This is a genomic window from Sphingomonas sp. GW822-FHT03G08 (genome assembly GCF_058801135.1).
Window position 1 is genome coordinate 2688447 of the sequence record NZ_JBXAMZ010000001.1, and the last position, 19676, is coordinate 2708122.

The following is a 19676-nucleotide window of genomic DNA, read 5'->3' on the forward strand; positions in this document are numbered from 1 at the left end:
AGTTGGAAGCACTATTTGTTACGGTTGCTACTCGATTTACTTTCTACTTGCGTAACTTCGAAGAACTTGCCCCGCCGCCGCCACACGCTATCCCTGTTCGCATGGGCGGAGGGGGAATGACGCACGCGCTGATCGCGCCGGCACTGCTGGCGGTGTCGCTGGCGGCGCTCGCCTGGCTCCACCGGGGCGGCCGGCGCCGCTTCGATCGCTTCCGGGGGATCGAGGACAGCGCCGATCGCCGGCACACCTATCTGCGCTGGGCAGTGCATGGCTGCCTGAGCAATCTCGGCATTCCGCTGGTCGGCCTGGCGCTGCTCGGCCGGATCGACGCGATCTGGTCCTTTCCGGAGGAATTCGCCGCGCTCGCCTGGGCGTTGCCCTATTTCTCGATGGCCGACCCGACGCTCCTTCCCATCCTGCTGATCGGGCTGCCGCTGGGAAGCCTGTTGAGCATCTGGATCGCGCTGCGCGGTCCGTCGCCCCGCGCGCGGCAAGGCTATGACCTTACCCCGATGCTGCCGCGCAACCGCGCCGAGCTGCTGGCGATCCTGCCGCTGGTGCTCAATGCCGGGATCAGCGAGGAAATCTATTTCCGGCTCTACCTGCCGCTGCTGCTGGTGCTGTTCGGGGTTCCAGCCTGGGCGGCTTTCCTGATCGCCCTTGCCATCTTCGCCGCGGTCCATCGCTACCAGGGCTGGCTGGGGATCGTGCTGACCGGTGCCGGCGGCGCGGCGTTCACCCTCTTCTATCTCGGCAGCTGGGGCCTGATGCTGCCGATCCTGCTGCACCTGATGGCGAACCTGAATGCGCTGGTGCTGCGCCCCGCCGTGCGACTGCGCTTTCGGCCGCGAACCGATTGACAGCGGCAACACACCGATTACCCCCTCCCGCATTCGAGTTTCTTGGGGAGGTTAGCATGCGGTTGGTCAGTCTCTTTGCCCTGGCGGTCGCCGCCGGCACACCACTCGCCGCGCTTCCCGCGAAGCAGACCGCACCGGCTCCTGCGGCCCAGGCCGATGACGGTGCCTTCATCGTCGAGGAAGCGATGATCCCGATGCGCGACGGGACGAAGCTCCATACCGTGATCCTGCGCCCCAGGGGCCAGACCGGGCCGCTGCCGATCCTGCTCAGCCGCACGCCCTATGGTGCCTCGGGCCGCTCGCCCAGGACCGTGCCGTTCAGCTGGGCGGCGCTGGCCAAGGACAGCTATATCTTCGTCAACCAGGACATGCGCGGCCGCTTCGCCTCGGAAGGCGGGCCCTTCACCCTCTCCACGGAGATCAAGACCGGCAAGAACGCCGTCGATGAATCGACCGACGCCTATGATTCGGTCGATTGGCTGGTGAAGAATGTGAAGCCGAACAACGGCAAGGTCGGCATGTGGGGCGTGTCCTATCCCGGCCTGACCGCCGCGATCTCGCTCGCCCGGCCGCACCCGGCGCTCAAGGCGATCAGCCCGCAGGCGGCGTGGATCGATTACTGGAAGAATGACGACCTGCACCGCTGGGGCGCGATGCGGCTGACCTATGCCAGCGACTGGGTGAACAGCCTCCAGGCCGACAAGACCAATGACGGCATCGACCTGTACGACCGCTACGACACCTATGAATGGTTCCTCAAGGCGGGCTCGCCCGCCGATATCGAGGAGAAGTATTTCAAGGGCCGGGTGCCGCTCTACAAGCAGATGATCGAGCATCCCGATTATGACGAATTCTGGAAGAAGCAGGTCTGGTCGGACACGCTGAAGAAGACCACCGTGCCGACGCTCAACGTCGCCGGATATTGGGACCAGGAAGATCCCTGGGGCAGCTGGCAGATCTTCTACAAGCAGCGCGAGAACGACCCCAACAACCTGGCGCTGATGGTCGCCGGGCCGTGGAACCATGGCAGCTGGCGCTCGCCGGGCAACGCCGTGGGCCGCATCCCGTTCGGCGTCGATAGCGGCACCCAGTTCATGCAGGAGGTGGAGGCGCCGTTCTTCGCCTATTGGCTGCACGGCAAGGGCAGCAAGCCGGACTATCGGATGAAGAGCTTCCAGTCGGGCAGCTGGCAGTGGAAGACCTACAACCAGTGGCCGCTGGCCGGTGCCAGCCAGAAGAGCCTCTATCTCCACGCCGATGGCAGCATGTCGTTCACCGCGCCGGCGCAGGGCGAGGGTTGCCGCGAATATATCTCCGATCCCGCCAACCCGGTGCCGTTCCGTGCGCGGCCGATGTCGGCGACCTATGCCACGCCCGAATGGCGCTGGTGGGAAGCCGAGGACCAGCGCTTCGTCGAGTATCGCCCGGACGTGCTGAGCTATACCAGCGCTCCGCTCGATGCCGACCTGACCGTGACCGGCGCGATCACCGCCAGCCTGATGGCGGCGACCAGCGGGACCGACAGCGACTTTGTGGTCAAGCTGATCGACGTCTTCCCCGAGGATTACGAGAAGCCGCCGACGGCCGCGGGCGCCTATGCGCGCGGCCTCAACGGCTATCAGCTGCCGATCGCGATGGAAGTGAAGCGCGGCCGCTATCTCCAGTCGTTCGAGAAGGCGACGCCGCTGGTGCCGAACCAGGTGAACGACTGGTCGATCCCGCTGCGCGACCATGATCATGTCTTCAAGAAGGGCCACCGGATCATGGTGCAAATCCAGTCGAGCTGGTTCCCGATGATCGACCGCAACCCGCAAACCTTCGTGCCGAACATCTACAAGGCGAAGCCGGCGGACTACCAGAAGGCGACGCAGAAGGTGTGCTCGGGCTCGGCGATCATGCTGCCGGTGGTCGGCAACTAGGCGAGGACGCGCTCCCGATAGTGCTCGAGCACCGCATCGAGCGCATCGGGGGAGATGGAGAGGCGCAGCCCCTGGGCGGCGCCCTCCGCCGCGACCGCCGCGCGATCGGCCATCGCGGCCTCGTAGCGCGCCACTGCTTCCCACCCCTCATTCGAGAGCAACGCCTCGGCGAGGTCGGCGGCGTCGGCGAGCGCGAGGTTTACGCCCTCGCCGCTGAACGGCGACATCACATGCGCGGCGTCGCCGAGCAGCGTGACGCCCCGGCGGGTCTCCCACCGATGGCCGATCGGCAGTGCCACCATCGGCCGTATCGCCAGTGCATCGCCTTCGGCAATCAGCGCCTGCAGCTCGGGCGACCAGCCGGCGAATTCGGCCAGCACCAGCCCGCGAACTTCCTCGATCGGCAGCGCCTGCCAGGCCTGCACGGTCGCTTCGGGGACGCGCAGCCCGGCATAGCCGCGGATATGGCCGGCGCCATTGCGCTGCGCGATCAGCAGGCGGTTGTCGCCCGCCGCGAACATCTTGCCATGGCCGGTCAGCGCATCGACCCGAGGATGGCGCTCCACGTCGAAGCCGAGCTCGAACAGGGTTGCGCCCTCATAGGCGGGCACCGCGTCGGACAGCAGCGGCCGCACCCGCGACCAGACTCCATCGGCGCCGACAACCACGTCGAAACGCTGCGCCCTGCCGTCGACAATGACCTCCCAGCCCGCGCCCGACGGCAGGATCGCCTCGACCGGGCCACCCCAGCGCACCGTTCCCGGCGCCAGAGCGGCGAGCAGGATGGTGCGCAGCGCCGTGCGATCGATCTCAGGCCGGTCATGCCCGGCACCGTCATGGTCGAACACCAGCCTGCCGGCGGAGTCATATAGCCGGTCGCCCTGATCCTCGGGCCGTGCCTCGGCCATGAATTCGGCCTCGAGCCCGGCCAGCCGCATCGCGCGCTGGCCGGTTTCGGCATGCAGGTCGAGCGAGCCGCCCTGCGGGCGCGCACCGGCATGGGAATCGCGCTCGAACACAGTGACGGCACGGCCGCCCCGTCGCAGCAGCCGCGCCAGCATCAACCCGCCGGGGCCGCCGCCGATGATCGCGATCGAAGGATTGGTTGTCATGGTGAGTCGCTCCAGTTACATAGGAGCCTATACATTAAACATAGGATGCTATGCAATGCCCATCGACTTCGCCGCCGAAACGCATATGCCGGGCCATTACTTCAGCCGGATCGCGCGGGCGATGGCGCGGATCGGTGACGCGCGGTTGAAGCCGCTGGGCTTCGCCACGGCGCAGCTGCCGGTACTGACTGCATTGCGCGACGGATCGGCGAAGCCGCAGGGCGAGCTGGCGCGCTGGGCCAAGGTCGAGCAGCCGACCATGGCGCAATTACTGGCGCGAATGGAGCGCGACGGCATCATCCGGCGCGAGCCCGATCCGCGCGACCGGCGCAGCAGCCTGGTGTCGCTGACCGAGGAAGCCCGCGCCAAGCTGCCCGCCGGACGCAAGGTCCTGGAGGAGGGCAATCGCGACGCCACCGCCGGGCTTTCCGAGGCGGAGGTGGCGACGCTGGTCGGGCTGATGCAGCGCGTGCTGGCGAACCTCGACGCACTGGAGGCCTAGGCCGCCGCCTCGCCCCTGGCCGCGAGGATCTGCACCCAGGGATTCGGCTTCGCCACGCCGACCCGGTGCAGGGTATTGCGGTCATGATGGTCGAACGGCCCCTGCCCCTTCACTTCGAGCGTGGTGTGGATGTCGTAGCTCCAGCCACCATCCTCGGCGAAGGCGATGTCGATCGTATAGGCGTCGGTGCGGAAGGCATATTCGAGGAAGTCGGTCGAGCAGATGCCATAGCTGGTCTGCCCACGCTTCGCCTCGACATGGATCGTCCTGTCGCCTGCCGCGCCCTTGCCGCTGGCAAGCAGCACCTGGCCGCGCGGGATCGCCAGCGTCTGCAGGATCAGGCCGCTGGCCGGCTCCCACAGCCAATATCCCACCTGATCGTGGAAGGTGATGTCCTCTTCCTCGGTGGTGATGTGGATATGATAGCGCAGCCCGTAGAAGAGCTGCGGCCCGTTGGCCTGCGGGTCGATCGGCACGCACTCGATCCGCTCGATGAACTCGCGCCGCTCCGGCCCCTCGGCCTTGGGGTTGAGGTCTATGCCCTTGCGCCCCTCCCAGCGACCGGCGAGCGGTGCCAGGGGGCCCAGGTTGGCGAGCGTGTGGGGATCGACGTCCTCGGGCTCGGTGAAGATATCCAGCGGGAAAGGTGTCATCAGTTCTTGAGCCTGTAGCCGGTCCGGAAGATCGTGACGATTAGACCAAGGCATAGGGCCAGGAACAGTACGACAAAGCCCAGGCTCCAGCGCACGTCGATATCGCCGACATCGCCGAAGAACGCCCAGCGGAAGCCGCTGATCAGATAGGCCACCGGATTGAACAGGCTGACCGTGCGCCACGGCTCGGGCAGGAAGCTCAGCGGATAGAAGCTGCCGCCGAGGAAGGTGAGCGGCGTGAGGATCAGCGCCGGCACCACGTTCAGCTGCTCGAAGCCCTTGGCCCAGATGCCGATGATGAAGCCGAACATCGAGAAGCTGATCGAGGTGAGCAACAGGAAGGCAAGCATCGCCAGCGGATGATCGACGCGCAGCGGCACGAACAGCCCCGAGGTGAGCAGGATGATCAGGCCGATCACCATCGACTTGGTCGCCGCAGCACCAACGAAGCCGACCACCAGCTCGACCGCCGAGATCGGCGCCGAGAGCAGCTCGAACACCGTGCCGGTGAACTTGGGGAAATAGATGCCTATCGAGGCATTGGCGACGCTCTGGGTGAGCAACGACAGCATGATCAGCCCGGGCACGATGAAGCTGCCATAGGTGACGCCGTTGATGTCGGCGATGCGGCTTCCCATGCCGGCACCGAACACGATGAAATAGAGCGAGGTGGTGATCACCGGGGTAGCGATCGACTGCCAGAGCGTGCGCAGCGTGCGCGCCATCTCGAACTTGTAGATCGCCCAGATGCCGTGGAAGTTGATGCCGGTCATGCCGCGGCTCCCTCATTGGAGGTTTCGCGCTGTTCGACCAGCCCGACGAAGATATCCTCGAGGCTCGACTTGGAGGTATCGAGATCCTTGAACGCGACGCCCATCTCGCCGAGCTTGCGCAGCAGCGAGGGAATGCCCGTGCGCTCGGCCTGGGCATCGAAGGTGTAGCGCAGCCGCGTGCCCTCATCCTCAAGGCTGAGATGCCATTCCTCCAGCCCCGCCGGGATCGTTGCCATCGGCTCGACCAGGCTGAGATCCAGTTCGCGCTTGCCGAGCTTCTTCATCAGCTCGGCCTTGTCCTCGACCAGCAGCAGCTGGCCCTTGTTGATCACGCCCACCCGGTCGGCCATTTCCTCGGCCTCCTCGATGTAATGGGTGGTCAGGATGATGGTGACGCCGCGCTCGCGCAGCTTGCCGATCATCTTCCACATGTCGCGGCGGAGCGACACGTCGACACCGGCAGTGGGCTCGTCGAGGAACAGGATGTCGGGCTCGTGCGACAGCGCTTTCGCGATCATCACGCGGCGCTTCATGCCGCCCGACAGCTCCATGATCTTGGCATCGCGCTTGTCCCACAGCGACAGGTCCTTGAGGATCTGGTCGCAATAGTCCTGGTTCGGCGCCTTGCCGAACAGGCCGCGCGAGAAACGCAGTGCGCTGCCGACAGTCGAGAACATGTCGACCGCGATCTCCTGCGGCACCAGCCCGATCCTCGATCGCGCCTCGCGCGGGGAACGGATCGCGTCATGCCCATCGACCAGAATCGTGCCGGTGCTCGGCGTGACGATACCGCAGATGATCGAGATCAGCGTGGTCTTGCCCGCGCCATTCGGCCCGAGGAGCGCGAAGATCTCGCCGCGGCGGATCTCCAGGTCGACATGATCGAGCGCCTTGTGGCCTGAGCCATAGGTCTTGCTCACGCCGTTTATCGAAAGAATGGATGTCATGATGCCCCCGGCCGGGAAAGGACCCGCTAATTAGGCACGCAGATGCGGCGCGGCAACCGGTCGGTACAAAAATCGGATGACTTTAAATCCTCCCCCAGCGAGCTCGGGAAGGATTTATATCGTTACTTCTTCCGCGCCTCGGCCACCGCCGCCGCGAGGCCGGCATAATCGCGCATGCCGTAGAGCAGCTTGCCGCCGACCACCCAGCTCGGCGTGCCGGTCATCGCCAGCTTCTGGCCGAACTTGTGGTTGGCGATGATCTCGCCCTCGACCGCTTTCGATCCGATGACCTGCCTGGCCTTGGCCATGTCGAGCCCGGCCTTCCCGGCCGCCGCCTCGACATTGGCGGCGCTCGGCCCGTCCATCGCGAACAGCGCGTCGTGGAAGGCGCGGAACTTGTCCTGCTCGGCCGCGGCCAGCGCCCAGCGCGCCGCGACCAGACTGTCCGGCCCCAGCACCGGATATTCGCGGTAGACGACCTTCACATTGGGATCGCGTTTCAGCAGTTCCTCGATCGCCGGCAGGCTGGCGCGGCAATAGCCACAGGCATAGTCCATGAAGGCGACCAGCGTGACGTCGCCGTTCGGGTTGCCCGCCCAGGCGCCGGCATAGGGCGCTTCAAGCTTCGGCCGCTCGGCGGGGAGGAGCTTTTCCGCAGCCGCTGCCGCGTCGGCCTGAGCCTTCTCGGCATTGGCGCTCTGCTTCTGGTTGTAGCGCTCGACGGATTCGAGAAGCACTTCGGGATGGGCGAGTACCCAGTCGTGAATCGCGCGTTCGCTCGCGCCCCGCGCGCCTATTCCGGGGACCAGCGCCTGGATGCCCGCGAAGATGCCCGCACCGAGCAGCGCGCACAGCACGAACGCGCCGGCCAGCGCCAGCGGCGACCGCAGAAGCCGTTCGATCATTGCCTCTATCGGTCCTTCTTCTTTTTCCGGATTTCGTCCCAGGCGGTCTGCGAGACCATGTTGAGGTCCTGCGCGCGCACCCAGTCGGCCGAGCCCTGGGGCAGGCCCGACATCGCCGCGCGCGAGCTCATCAGCGCCGTGCCGACATCGCCCATCAGATGCGCGCGCTCGGCCGTGGCCAGCGCGGTGCGCGGCTCGTCGCCCTTGCGGTCATAGACCGTGCCCAGGTTCATCCAGGCAAAGGGATTGTCATTGTCGCGCGCCACCGCCGTCTTGAGCACGCGCTCGGCTTCTTCCAGATTGGCCTTGTCCTCGGTAGCGAGCAGCGCATGGCCGAGCGTGGCGGCGATCAGCGGCTGGTTGCCGGACAGCGACGTCGCCTCGCGCAGGGGCACGATCGCGCCCCTAGGATCGCCCGATTCGAGCATGATCTGCCCTTCGAGCTCGAGGAAATAGGGATCCTTGGGCGCGGCCTTGACCAGCGCCTGGGTCTCCGCGGCCGCCTGCTCGGGATAGCCCGACTTATGATAGGCATAGGCGCGGGCATAATGCGCCTGCACCGACTGGTCGCTCGTCGGATATTTGGTCAGCGTGTCCTTGGGATCGCTGACATAGCCGCGCAGCTTGGCCTGCACGCGCTTGAAGCGGCGCTCGAGATCCTGGTCGAGCGGCTTGTTCCAGCTCGGCGCGTTCATCAGGTCGGCCTTGAGCGTCTCCACACGGTCCTGCGACATCGGGTGGGTCTGGGCGAAGGGATCGACCTCGGGATTGGTGCTGTAATAGCCGTAGCGATGCATCTGGGCGGTGAGCTTGTTGAAGAAGCTCAGCATGCCCTTGCCGCTGATCCCGGCGCTGTTGATGAACCGGGCGCCGGCGGCATCGGCCGAGCTTTCCTGGACACGGCTGAACGCGAGATACTTGCCGATCGCGGCGCGCTGGCCGGCCATCAGGATGCCGGTACCCGCCTCGCCACTGCCCGCCGCCATCGCCGCGACGCCGAGCAACAGGCTGAGGATCGAGATGTTGGTGTAGCCGCCGTCATTCTGGAACACGGCATGGCCGCCGACGATATGGCCGATTTCGTGCGCGATCACACCCTGCACTTCATTGGCGCTGTCGGCCGCGTCGATCAGCCCCGAATGGACATAGACGATCTGGCCGCCGGCCACGAAGGCGTTGATCGAGCTGTCCTGGATCAGCACGACCTTGCCATTGGCGGGCGAGAGGCCGGCCGCGAGGAACAGCGGCTTGGCCATGTCGTTGAGCAGCGCCTCGGTCTCGGCGTCGCGCAGGACCGACTGGGCGACAGCCGGCTGGATCCAGAGCAGCAAGGCGGCCGAGAGCAGGGCGAGGATGCGCTTCATGGGGCCTCGTATCCTCCGAATTCCACCGGCGATCAATGGCATTGGCCGTGCCTGCGGCTCGATGAACCGCGTGTGAAGTCATGAAAAAGGGCGCCGGTCCCTGTCGGACCGACGCCCCTTTTTCTCAGTCCCTCGGATCAGGCGCCGAAGGTGCGCTGCCACCAGCCGCGACGCGGCGTGCCGTCCTCGCCTTCACCTTCGCCTTCCGCTTCGGCATCAGCCTCTGCGACCGACTCCGCCGGCGCGGCCTGCTCGGCAACCGGGGTGGCCTCGACTGCCGGGGCGGGTTCCGCCTCGACGGTCTCGACCTTCTTCTTGCGGGTCCGCTTCGGCTTGGCCGGCGCTTCCTCGGCGACCGGCTCGGCCACGACCTCTACCGGCGCTTCGACCGCAGGCGCGGCTTCGGTTTCGACGGCCTCGACCTTCTTCTTGCGGGTCCGCTTCGGCTTGGCCGGCGCTTCCTCGGCGACCGGCTCGGCCACGACCTCTACCGGCGCTTCGACCGCAGGCGCGGCTTCGGCCTCGACAGCTTCCACCTTCTTCTTGCGGGTGCGCTTCGGCTTGGCGGGCGCGGCTTCCTCGACGGCCGGCTCCGGCGCGACTTCGGCCGGCTCGGCGACTTCGGCCGCAGCCTCGGCCACGTCTTCGCCGCCGTCCTCGGCGCCCTCGGCACCCTCGGCGCGATCGCCACGGCGACCGCCGCGACGGCCACGACGGCGACGCTTGCGGTTGCCCTCACGGCCTTCACCCTCGGCGGCAGCGGAGGCTTCCTCGCCCTCGACGACTTCGCCTTCGGCTTCGACTTCCTCGCCGGCCTCGGCTTCACCCTCGGCGCCTTCGCCTTCCTCGCGACGGCCACGACCGCGGCCACGGCGGCGGCGGCGGCGCTTGCCACGGCCCTCGCCATCCTCGTCGCGCTCGCGGCGCTCGCCGCGACCTTCGCGACGATTGCCGGCTTCGGCTTCTTCCTCGAGCTCCTCTTCCTCTTCGTCGATCTCCTCGACGTAGTCGTCGTCCTCGGGCTCTTCGATCAGCTTCTCGAACTTCGGGGCATGCGCCGGCGGCGGGCCGGAGCATTCGACCGACATGCGCGCGCCCTCGAGCTCGCCGTCCGACAGGATCTCGACGGTCACGCCGTAGCGGTCCTCGATCTCGGCGATGTCGGCGCGCTTCTTGTTGAGCACGTAGAAGGCGGCTTCCTGGCTCGCGCGCAGCGTGATCACCGAGCCGCGGCCGCGGGCAGCCTCGTCCTCGATCATGCGCAGCGCCGACAGGCCGGCCGACGAGGCGGTGCGGACCAGGCCGGTGCCTTCGCAATGCGGGCACTGCACGGTCGAGGCTTCGAGCACGCCGGTGCGCAGGCGCTGGCGGCTCATCTCCATCAGGCCGAAGGCCGAGATGCGACCGACCTGGATGCGGGCGCGATCGTTCTTCAGCGCCTCCTTCATCGCCTTCTCGACCTTACGGACGTTCGAGCCATGATCCATGTCGATGAAGTCGATCACGACCAGGCCGGCCATGTCGCGCAGGCGAAGCTGGCGGGCGATCTCGTGCGCAGCTTCGAGATTGGTCGCGGTCGCGGTCTGCTCGATATTGTGCTCGCGCGTCGAGCGACCCGAGTTGATGTCGATCGAGACGAGCGCCTCGGTCGGGTTGATCACCAGATAGCCGCCGCTCTTCAGCTGGACGACGGGATTGTACATCGCCGAGAGCTGGTCCTCGACGCCGGCACGCTGGAACAGCGGCACCGCGTCGGCATATTGCTTCACCTTCTTGGCGTGGCTCGGCATCAGGAGCTTCATGAAGTCCTTGGCCTGGCGATAGCCGTCCTCGCCCTCGACGATCACTTCGTCGATGTCGCGATTATAGATGTCGCGGATCGCGCGCTTGAGCAGATCCGAATCGCCATAGACGAGCGCCGGCGCGGTCGACTTGAGCGTCTCCTCGCGGATGCCGTCCCACAGGCGCGCCAGATAGTCGAAGTCACGCTTGATCTCGACCTTGGTGCGCTGGAGGCCCGCGGTACGGACGATGCAGCCCATCGTCGGCGGCAGCTTGAGGTCCGCCATGATGCCCTTGAGGCGCTTGCGGTCGGCAGCCGACGAGATCTTGCGCGAGATGCCGCCGCCATGCGCGGTGTTCGGCATCAGCACGCAGTAGCGGCCGGCGAGGCTGAGATAGGTGGTGAGGGCCGCGCCCTTGTTGCCGCGCTCTTCCTTGACGACCTGGACCAGCAGCACCTGGCGGCGGCGGATCACGTCCTGGATCTTGTAGCGGCGGCGCAGGTTCATGCGGCGCTGGCGCAGGGCCTCGGCCGGGCTGTCCTCGCCGCCATTGCCCTTGCCGCGGCGCTTGCGCGAACGGCCGCCCTCGCGGGCTTCCTCGCCTTCGCCGGCATCGGCTTCGCTGTCGCCTTCGCCGTCCTCGTCGTCGACCGGACGCTCGAGCACTTCCACGCCGCCTTCGTCGTCATGGTCGTGGTCGTCGTCGCCATCCTCCTCGGCGCGCAGCGCGGCTTCCTCGGCCGCATGCTCGGCTTCCTCGCGGAGCAGCGCTTCGCGATCTTCCTTGGGGATCTGGTAATAGTCGGGATGGATTTCGCTAAAGGCCAGGAAGCCGTGGCGGTTGCCACCGTAATCCACGAACGCCGCCTGGAGCGACGGCTCCACGCGGGTTACCTTGGCCAGATAGATATTGCCCTTGAGCTGCTTGCGCTCGGCGGACTCGAAATCAAACTCCTCGATTCGGCTTCCCTTGACGACGGCCACGCGGGTTTCCTCCCGGTGGCGTGCGTCGATCAGCATACGCATGGTCATTTATGATTCTCCGGGCGCGCCGGCCCCAGCCCTCTGAATCTGGATTGCGGAGGGCTCGCGCAGGCGCGCGACATACAATGCGGCCCTGGCCGGCGGGTTCGCCGGCTGCGGTCTCGCGGGTTTCGAAAACTGCTGCTGCTCGCAGGGCACGCGCGAACCGGTGGTCCGCAGGCTCCGCCGCCATCACGCGACCGGCCGGTTCGGCCAATCGGTGCAGACGTTGCGGAAATTGCCTCATGTGAGCGTCAACCTGAACTGTCGCGACAAGATGTGGCCGCGAGAAAGGTCCGGCGCAAGGGCCGGGACAATGCTGCCTAGCATTACCGTAACGGCGCGGCAACCTTGGCTAAAAGCGGCAAACAGACCGGCAAGCCCTTGCCGCCTTGCCGGCAAAAATATGCCGAATCGAAAATTAACCGCACAATTTCACGGCGATTTGAGGCGCGCCCTCTAGTCCGGTCTCGTCAGGGCAGACGCGTAACTCAGAGTATCAATCTATGGTTTTGGGCTGGACCCCCAGAGCCCCGGCGCGGCATAGCGTCAGGGTGCTGTTCCTGCTCGCCTTGCTCTCCGGCTGGTTGACCGGAGTCCCCAGCTGGGCGGGCGTCGTGCAGGAAGTGCGCGTGAAGGGCGACCGGGTGATCGTCAGGTTTGACGCACCCGTTTCCCAGGCAAGCGCTTTCATGCTCGCTGGACCACAGCGTATCGTGCTGGACGCCAAGGGCGCCGAGCCGGGTGATCGCGCCTATGCCGAAGGGCCGGTGACGAGCATCCGACAGGGCTCGCAAGGCGCCGAGGGCGCGCGCATCGTGCTCGACCTGGCACGCCCGGCGATCGTGACCGAGGGCCGCTTCGGCAACGACGGCCGCACGCTCACGCTCCAGTTGCGCACCGTAGACGACGCGCAATTCGCCCGTGCCGCCGCCGAGCGCCGGATGAGCTTCCTGCCACCCTTCTCCTATGTGCAGCCCGCTGGCCACAGCCGCTACAGCGAGACGATCGCGCTGCCCCGGCGCGCGCCGCCGGCCGCGCTGCCGCGCGTCTATGGCGAGGCGGACCGCCCGCTCGTTGTGATCGATGCCGGCCATGGCGGGCACGACCCCGGTGCGATCGGCGCGAGCGGCCTGCGCGAGAAGGACCTCACGCTCAAGACCGCGCTGGCGATCAAGGACGCGCTGCTCGCCTCCGGCCGGGTGCGCGTGGCACTCACCCGCGAGGACGATCGCTTCCTGGTCCTCCAGGAACGCTATGGCCTTGCCCGCAAGCTGGGCGCGGACCTGTTCATCTCTGTGCACTGCGACAGCGCCGGCAACGGCGATGCCTCCGGCGCGACCGTCTATACCCTGTCCGAAGTCGCATCCGACAAGGAAGCGGCACGGCTGGCGGCGCGCGAGAACAAGGCCGACATCATCGCCGGCGTCGATCTCGGCACGCAGAATCCGGATATTTCCTCGATCCTCATCGACCTCACCCAGCGCGAGACGATGAACGCATCGGCGGGCTTTGCCCGGCTGCTCGGCCGCGAGGCCCAGCCGCTGATCCCGATCAAGGCGAACTTCCACCGCATGGCTTCGCTGATGGTGCTCAAGGCACCGGACATGCCCTCGATCCTGTTCGAGACGGGCTATATCTCGAACGAATCCGACGCCGCATTCCTCGCCTCGGACGAAGGGCGCAGGAAAGTGGCGCAGAGCGTGCGCAAGGCCGTGGAAATCCACTTCGCGACGCGCATGGCGTCACGGACTTTAGCTTCTCGGTGAAACCATCTCCTCAATCCCCTTGTGCCCTCATTATAGGCGGGTACGAGGGGAAGTGGTTTCACATTGGGAATAAACCCGTTTTGGGGCAATCACGGGCAATCCCCCTCCGCAACAGGGGCGTGCGGCGAGCCGCCAGACTCCCGGCTTCCTTCCCCGGCCAATCCTGCTAAACCGCGAGCCGCATGTCCGACGGTTCCACCACTTCCAGCGTAAAGATGCGCATCAAGCGCGAGATCGGGGGCTTCAAGGGGCTGTTCGGTCGCGTCCGCCACCGCTGGTGGTTCCGGATCCTCGCGGTGCTCGCGCTGCTCTCCGGCCTGTTCGTGTTCCTCGTCTGGCTTTTCATCGCGCGCAACCTGCCGTCGGTCGACACGCTGAAGAACTACGAGCCGCCGCTGCCGACCAATGTCCGCTCGGCCGAGGGCCTGCCGATCTACAGCTATGCCCGCGAGCGCCGCGTGCAGCTGAGCTTCCCCGAATATCCGAAGCTGCTGGTCGAAGCGTACATGTCCGCCGAGGACAAGACCTTCTTCGAGCATCACGGCGTCGATTTCCCCGGCCTGGTCCGCGCGGCCTTCCAGGGTCTGGTCAGCGGCTCCACGCCGCGCGGCACCTCGACGATCACCCAGCAGGTTGCCAAGAACCTGCTGGTCGGCAACGAGACGAGTTACCTGCGCAAGGCCAAGGAGGGCATCCTCGCCTGGCGCATGGAGGACGTGCTCACCAAGCAGCAGATCATGGAGCTGTACCTCAACTCGATCGAGCTGGGGCGCAACGCCGGCGGCGTCGAGGCGGCAAGCCAGGCCTATTTCGGCAAGGAGCTCGACCAGCTGACCCTGCCGCAGATGGCCTATCTGGCGATCCTGCCCAAGGGCCCGTCCAACTATGATCCCGAACGCCACACCCAGCGCGCGCTCGATCGCCGCAACTGGGTGCTCGGGCAGATGCTCGAGAACGGCTTCATCGACCAGGCCCAGCATGATTCGGCAGTCGCCTCGCCGCTCGGCACGGTGCCGCGCCAGACGCCGAAATTCGAGCGCGTCGGCGGCTATTTCACCGAGGAAGTGCGCCGCCAGCTGATCGACAAGTTCGGCGAGACCGACGAGACCGGCCCCTACAGCGTCTATTCGGGCGGCCTGTGGGTGCGCACCTCGCTCGACCCCAAGCTGCAGGAATATGCCCAGAAGGCACTGCGCGACGGTCTGCTGCGCTATGACCGCGGCCGTGGCTGGTCCGGGCCGATCGGCCATGCGGATATCGGCAGGAGCTGGCTCCAGTCGTTCCTCAACACCAATATCGGCCTCGACTACGAGAATTGGCGCGCGGGCGTGCTGATCGATCGTACCGGCGACAGCTGGCAGATCGGCTTCGATGACGGCTCGACCGGCACGCTGCCAAAATGGGCCGCGACCATGCCGGTGCGCGGCAAGGGCGGTCAGGCATTCGATGCGTTCAAGCCGGGCGACATCGTCGCGGTGGCGCCGGAAGCCGGCGGGCAATGGGCGCTGCGCTCGGTCCCCAAGGTCTCGGGCGGCATGGTGGTCGAGGATCCGCGCACCGGGCGCATCCTCGCCATGCAGGGCGGCTTCGATTCGCGCATCCAGAGCTTCAACCGCGCCACCCAGGCGCAACGCCAGCCGGGCTCGACGATCAAGCCGATCGTCTATGCCGCCGCGCTCGAGCAGGGCATGACCCCCGCCTCGATCGTGGTCGATGGCCCGTTCTGCGTGTGGCAGGGGGCCAGCCTCGGCCAGAAGTGCTTCCGCAATTTCGGCAATGCCCGCGGCGCCGGTCCCAAGACGCTGCGCTGGGGCATCGAGCAGTCGCGCAACCTGATGACGGTGCAGATCGCCAACCAGACCGGCATGGATCACGTCGTCGACCTGATGCAGCGAATCGGCGTGTCGCGACAGAAATTCCCGCCCTATCTCAGCTATGCGCTGGGCGCGGGCGAGACGACCGTGACCCGCATGGTCAACGCCTATTCGATCCTGGTGAACCACGGCCGGGCACTCAACCCGTCGCTGATCGACTTCGTCCAGAACCGGAAGGGCGCGGTGGTGTGGCCGGAGAACTGGCGCCCGTGCGAAGGCTGCAACGCGCCCGACTGGAAGGGCGGCGCGATGCCGCGCCCGGTCACCCGCGCCAAGCAGGTGCTCGATCCGCTCTCCGCCTATCAGATGGTTCATATCGCCGAGGGCGTCGTCCAGCGCGGCACCGCCACGGTGCTGCGCGACCTGGGCCGCCCGATGATGGGCAAGACCGGCACCACCTCGGGCCCGACCGACGTCTGGTTCGTCGGCGGCACCCCGCAGATGATCGGCGGCCTCTATATCGGCTATGACACGCCAACCAACCTGGGCGGCTATGCCCAGGGCGGCTCGATCGCCGCACCGATCTTCAAGCAGTTCGCGATTCCCGCCTTCGAAGGCATGGAGAAGGTTCCCTTCACCGCGCCGCAGGGCATCCGCATGGTCCGCATCGACCGCGCCAGCGGCAAGCCGGTGACCGGCGCCTGGCCGTCGAGCGATCCGCTTTCGGGCGTGATCTGGGAAGCGTTCAAGCCCGAGACCGACCAGCGCCGCGGCCGCCGCGACCAGGAAGAACAGCCCGAGGCCAAGGCCATCGAGAAGAAGGCCGCCCCCAAGAAGCAGGAAGGCGACAGCGACTTCTTGCAACGCGAGGGCGGAATCTACTAGCGCGGCACACTATATCGTCATCCCGGCGGAAGCCGGGATCTCAGGCGACGAGCGATCGGCCTGAGGCACGAGATCCCGGCTTTCGCCGGGATGACGTAAAAGATTTGGAGTTACTGATTATGCGCGCCGAAGCGCAGGCTCATGTCGACAACATCAAGGAGTCGCTCGCGCTGCTCCGCCGGTTCCTCGATTGGGATCGCGCGCTGCGCCGGCTCGACGAGCTCAATGCGCGCGTCGAGGACCCGACCCTGTGGAACGACGCCAAGAAGGCCCAGGACGTGATGCGCGAGCGTCGCCGGCTCGACGAATCGATCACCGCTACGCGTGCGATCGAGACCGAGCTCAACGACACCGCCGAGCTGATCGAGATGGCCGAGGCCGAGGGCGACGAGGACATGGCGGTCGAAGGCACCGCCAGCCTTGCCGCGCTCGCCGCGCGCGCCGAGAAGGACAAGGTCATGGCCCTGCTCTCGGGCGAGGCCGATGCCAACGACACCTATATCGAGATCAACTCGGGCGCCGGCGGCACCGAGAGCAACGACTGGGCAGGCATGCTCCAGCGCATGTACACGCGCTGGGCGGAGCGCCACGGCCTCAAGGTCGAGCTGATCGACTATCATGCCGGCGAGCAGGCGGGCATCAAGTCGGCGACGTTGCTGGTGAAGGGCGAGAACGCCTATGGCTATGCGAAGACCGAGAGCGGCGTGCACCGCCTCGTCCGCATCAGCCCCTATGACAGCGCCGCGCGCCGTCACACCAGCTTCTCCTCGATCTGGGTCTATCCGGTGATCGACGACAATATCGTGGTCGAGATCAACGAGAGCGAGCTGCGCATCGACACCTATCGCGCCTCGGGCGCGGGCGGCCAGCACATCAACACCACCGATTCGGCGGTGCGCATCACCCACTTGCCGACCGGCATCGTGGTGCAGTGCCAGAACCAGCGCTCGCAGCACAAGAACAAGGCCGAGGCCTATAACCAGCTGCGCGCCCGCCTCTATGAGCGCGAGCTGGCCGAGCGCGAGGCCGCGGCCAACGCCACCAACGCCACCAAGACCGATATCGGCTGGGGACACCAGATCCGCTCCTATGTGCTCCAGCCATACCAGCTGGTTAAGGACCTGCGCACCGGTGTTACTTCCACCGCGCCCTCGGATGTGCTCGATGGGGACCTCGACGCGTTCATGGCCGCCGCGCTATCCCAGCGGGTGACCGGCGAGACGGTCGAAGTGGAGGATGTCGATTGAGACGCGGCCCCGCGCTGTTCCTGGGACTGATGCTGGCGGCGTGCAGCGGCGCGCCGGTGGCGATCGACAACAAGGAACAGGGCGTCCCTGCGGCCAATAGCGGCTTCCCCGCTGCCGACCGGCCGGTGGCCGGCATCCTGTCACCGCGCTGGTCGACCGAGGAAGCGCGCGATCGTCTCAACGAAGCGGGCCAGGTGATGGACCTGGCCGGCATCAAGCCGGACATGACCGTGGCGGACATCGGCGCGGGCGAGGGCTATTACACCGTCCGCCTGGCGGCACGCGTCGGCGACAAGGGCCGCGTTGTCGCCGAGGACATCGTCCCCGAAACGCGCGACTATCTCGCCACGCGCGTGCTGCGCGAGAAGCTCGACAATGTCAGCGTCCGCCTCGGCTTGCCCGCCGATCCGCGCCTGCCCGAGAACAGCTTCGACCGCGTGCTCATGGTCCATATGTACCACGAGATCGAGAGCCCCTATGAGTTCCTCTGGCGGCTGCGCCCCGCGCTCGCCCCCGGCGGCCAGGCGGTGGTGGTCGATGCCAATCGCCCGACCCAGGACCACGGCACCCCGCCCGAGCTGCTCAAATGCGAGTTCGCCGCGGTCGGCTATGTCCTGGTCTCGATGAAGCCGATGCCCTCGGCCGGCGGCTATATCGCGATCTTCGAGGCAAGGGGCGAGCGCCCCGAGCCGAGCGCGATCCGCGCGTGCAAGAGCGGCAGGACCGCGACGCCGGCGGTGCTGCCCAAGGAAGAATCAAAGGAACCCTAGGCTGCGGAAACTGGTGGTGCCCTTAGCGGCGACCACCAGATGATCGAGCAGCCGCACGCCCAGCACATCGAGCGCGCGGGCCAGCCGGTCGGTCGCCTCGCGATCGGCACGGCTGGGGGTGGGATCGCCGCTCGGATGGTTGTGCGCCATCACCACGGCAAAGGCACGGAAAGCGATCGCGTCCGCCGCGATGTCGCGGATCGGCAGGCTGAGCCGGTCGCGCCAGGCCGAGCGGGCATGGCGCATGCCCAGCACCTGCTGGCTCCGGTCAAGATAGGCGAAGGCCATCACTTCCACCCGCTCGCCCGCCAACGGGGCGAACAGCGCGCCCGCCGCTTCGCTATCGGCCAGGCGCAGGGGTGGTTTCTCGGCACCGAACAGCATCCCGCCCGGGTGCCAGTCGATACCGCCCGCCCGAAGCGCGATCCGCTCCGGAACGGACCGTGGAGGAGAGGCGCGGTTTCTCCACAATGGATATGTCTCGCCCGCTTGGCCTCGCGCGGAGGCAGGGCTAGGCTGCGGCCCATGCAGCAGTACCTCGACTTGATGGCCCGTGCGCTCAACACCGGCGCCGAGCAGATGGACCGCACCGGCACCGGCACGCTGAGCGTGTTCGGCCACCAGATGCGCTTCGATCTCAGCCAGGGCTTCCCGCTGCTCACCACCAAGAAGCTGCACCTGCGCTCGATCCTGATCGAGCTGCTGTGGTTCCTGCGCGGCGACACCAATGTGAAGTGGCTGCAGGAGCGCAAGGTCAGCATCTGGGACGAATGGGCAGACGAGAATGGCGATCTCGGCCCCGTCTACGGCAAGCAGTGGCGCGACTGGGAAGCGGCGGACGGCCGCCATATCGACCAGATCAAGGAACTGATCGAGACGCTCAGGACCAACCCGGGCTCGCGCCGCATGGTCGTCTCGGCCTGGAACCCGGGCGAACTCCACGCCATGGCGCTGGCGCCGTGCCACTGCCTGTTCCAATGCCATGTCGCCAATGGCAAGCTGAGCCTGCAGCTCTACCAGCGCTCGGCCGACATCTTCCTCGGCGTGCCGTTCAACATCGCCAGCTATGCGCTGCTCACCCATCTCCTCGCCCAGCAGGCGGGACTGGAAGTGGGCGACTTCGTGTGGACCGGCGGCGATTGCCACCTCTATTCGAATCATCTGGAGCAAGCCCGCGAGCAGCTGAGCCGCACGCCCGGCCCGACCCCGCGGCTGGAGATCCTGCGCAATCCGGGCTCGATCGATGCCTATGAATATGAGGACTTCGTGATCCACGATTACGTCGCCCAACCGCACATCAAGGCGCCGGTGGCGGTTTAGGAGAAATCGTCACCCTGAACTTGTTTCAG

At 66.6% G+C, this 19676-nt stretch carries 16 protein-coding genes; 8 read left to right on the top strand and 8 right to left on the bottom strand.

The genetic code is table 11. The features are described 5' to 3' along the window. Positions 1-116 precede the first annotated feature (116 nt). Together AC1RJ5_RS12325 and AC1RJ5_RS12330 are read left to right on the top strand one after the other, a co-directional pair. Entirely contained in the window at positions 117-860 is a 744-nt protein-coding gene (locus tag AC1RJ5_RS12325; RefSeq protein ID WP_493113551.1) for a CPBP family intramembrane glutamic endopeptidase, read from the top strand. Between the two features lie 56 nt (positions 861-916). After that, the gene (locus AC1RJ5_RS12330) at positions 917-2779 is read left to right on the top strand and encodes a CocE/NonD family hydrolase (protein WP_493113553.1); all 1863 of its coding nucleotides are present in this window, start codon (positions 917-919) and stop codon (positions 2777-2779) included. Here AC1RJ5_RS12330 and AC1RJ5_RS12335 read toward each other — a convergent pair. Then, entirely contained in the window at positions 2776-3891 is a 1116-nt protein-coding gene (locus tag AC1RJ5_RS12335; RefSeq protein WP_493113555.1) for an FAD-dependent oxidoreductase, read from the bottom strand. The genes AC1RJ5_RS12330 and AC1RJ5_RS12335 overlap by 4 nt on opposite strands. A gap of 55 nt (positions 3892-3946) precedes the next feature. Here AC1RJ5_RS12335 and AC1RJ5_RS12340 point away from each other — a divergent pair, with 55 nt between their 5' ends. Then, positions 3947-4393, top strand: coding sequence for a MarR family winged helix-turn-helix transcriptional regulator (locus AC1RJ5_RS12340; protein ID WP_493113557.1), 447 nt, complete (start codon positions 3947-3949; stop codon positions 4391-4393). Here AC1RJ5_RS12340 and AC1RJ5_RS12345 read toward each other — a convergent pair. From AC1RJ5_RS12345 to AC1RJ5_RS12370, 6 genes are all read right to left on the bottom strand, one after another. Further along, complete coding sequence (locus tag AC1RJ5_RS12345) at positions 4390-5046, bottom strand: FABP family protein (RefSeq protein WP_493113559.1); 657 nt, start codon at positions 5044-5046, stop codon at positions 4390-4392. The genes AC1RJ5_RS12340 and AC1RJ5_RS12345 overlap by 4 nt on opposite strands. Then, positions 5046-5819, bottom strand: coding sequence for an ABC transporter permease (locus AC1RJ5_RS12350; RefSeq protein ID WP_269573627.1), 774 nt, complete (start codon positions 5817-5819; stop codon positions 5046-5048). Before AC1RJ5_RS12350 ends, AC1RJ5_RS12345 begins: the two co-directional genes overlap by 1 nt. Next, positions 5816-6766, bottom strand: coding sequence for an ABC transporter ATP-binding protein (locus tag AC1RJ5_RS12355; protein WP_269573626.1), 951 nt, complete (start codon positions 6764-6766; stop codon positions 5816-5818). Before AC1RJ5_RS12355 ends, AC1RJ5_RS12350 begins: the two co-directional genes overlap by 4 nt. A gap of 122 nt (positions 6767-6888) precedes the next feature. Further along, positions 6889-7671: a DsbA family protein gene (locus AC1RJ5_RS12360; protein WP_493113562.1), complete on the bottom strand. Its 783-nt coding sequence runs from the start codon at positions 7669-7671 to the stop codon at positions 6889-6891. A 5-nt stretch (positions 7672-7676) separates the two neighbouring features. Next, positions 7677-9035 carry a M48 family metalloprotease gene (locus AC1RJ5_RS12365; RefSeq protein WP_269573624.1) on the bottom strand — a complete coding sequence of 453 codons (1359 nt, stop codon included), beginning with the start codon at positions 9033-9035 and terminating at the stop codon, positions 7677-7679. Positions 9036-9172: 137 nt separating this feature from the next. After that, positions 9173-11851, bottom strand: coding sequence for an Rne/Rng family ribonuclease (locus AC1RJ5_RS12370; RefSeq protein WP_493113564.1), 2679 nt, complete (start codon positions 11849-11851; stop codon positions 9173-9175). A gap of 497 nt (positions 11852-12348) precedes the next feature. Here AC1RJ5_RS12370 and AC1RJ5_RS12375 point away from each other — a divergent pair, with 497 nt between their 5' ends. The 4 genes from AC1RJ5_RS12375 (at position 12349) to AC1RJ5_RS12390 (ending at position 18327) form a co-directional block, all read left to right on the top strand. Continuing rightward, the gene (locus tag AC1RJ5_RS12375) at positions 12349-13611 is read left to right on the top strand and encodes an N-acetylmuramoyl-L-alanine amidase (RefSeq protein WP_184162305.1); all 1263 of its coding nucleotides are present in this window, start codon (positions 12349-12351) and stop codon (positions 13609-13611) included. Between the two features lie 182 nt (positions 13612-13793). Continuing rightward, positions 13794-16310 (top strand): penicillin-binding protein 1A, encoded by a 2517-nt coding sequence (locus AC1RJ5_RS12380; protein ID WP_342251275.1) that lies wholly within the window; start codon positions 13794-13796, stop codon positions 16308-16310. Between the two features lie 119 nt (positions 16311-16429). Next, positions 16430-17557, top strand: a complete 1128-nt coding sequence (gene prfB / locus AC1RJ5_RS12385; protein WP_184162311.1) for a peptide chain release factor 2 — start codon at positions 16430-16432, stop codon at positions 17555-17557. A 29-nt stretch (positions 17558-17586) separates the two neighbouring features. After that, the gene (locus AC1RJ5_RS12390) at positions 17587-18327 is read left to right on the top strand and encodes a class I SAM-dependent methyltransferase (RefSeq protein WP_493114683.1); all 741 of its coding nucleotides are present in this window, start codon (positions 17587-17589) and stop codon (positions 18325-18327) included. Here the strand turns inward: AC1RJ5_RS12390 and AC1RJ5_RS12395 are convergent. Continuing rightward, the gene (locus tag AC1RJ5_RS12395; RefSeq protein WP_269573619.1) at positions 18313-18711 is read right to left on the bottom strand and encodes a JAB domain-containing protein; all 399 of its coding nucleotides are present in this window, start codon (positions 18709-18711) and stop codon (positions 18313-18315) included. The genes AC1RJ5_RS12390 and AC1RJ5_RS12395 overlap by 15 nt on opposite strands. Before the next feature lie 141 nt (positions 18712-18852). Between AC1RJ5_RS12395 and AC1RJ5_RS12400 the strand changes: the two genes are divergently transcribed. Next, positions 18853-19647, top strand: coding sequence for a thymidylate synthase (locus tag AC1RJ5_RS12400; RefSeq protein ID WP_493113567.1), 795 nt, complete (start codon positions 18853-18855; stop codon positions 19645-19647). Positions 19648-19676: the final 29 nt, after the last annotated feature.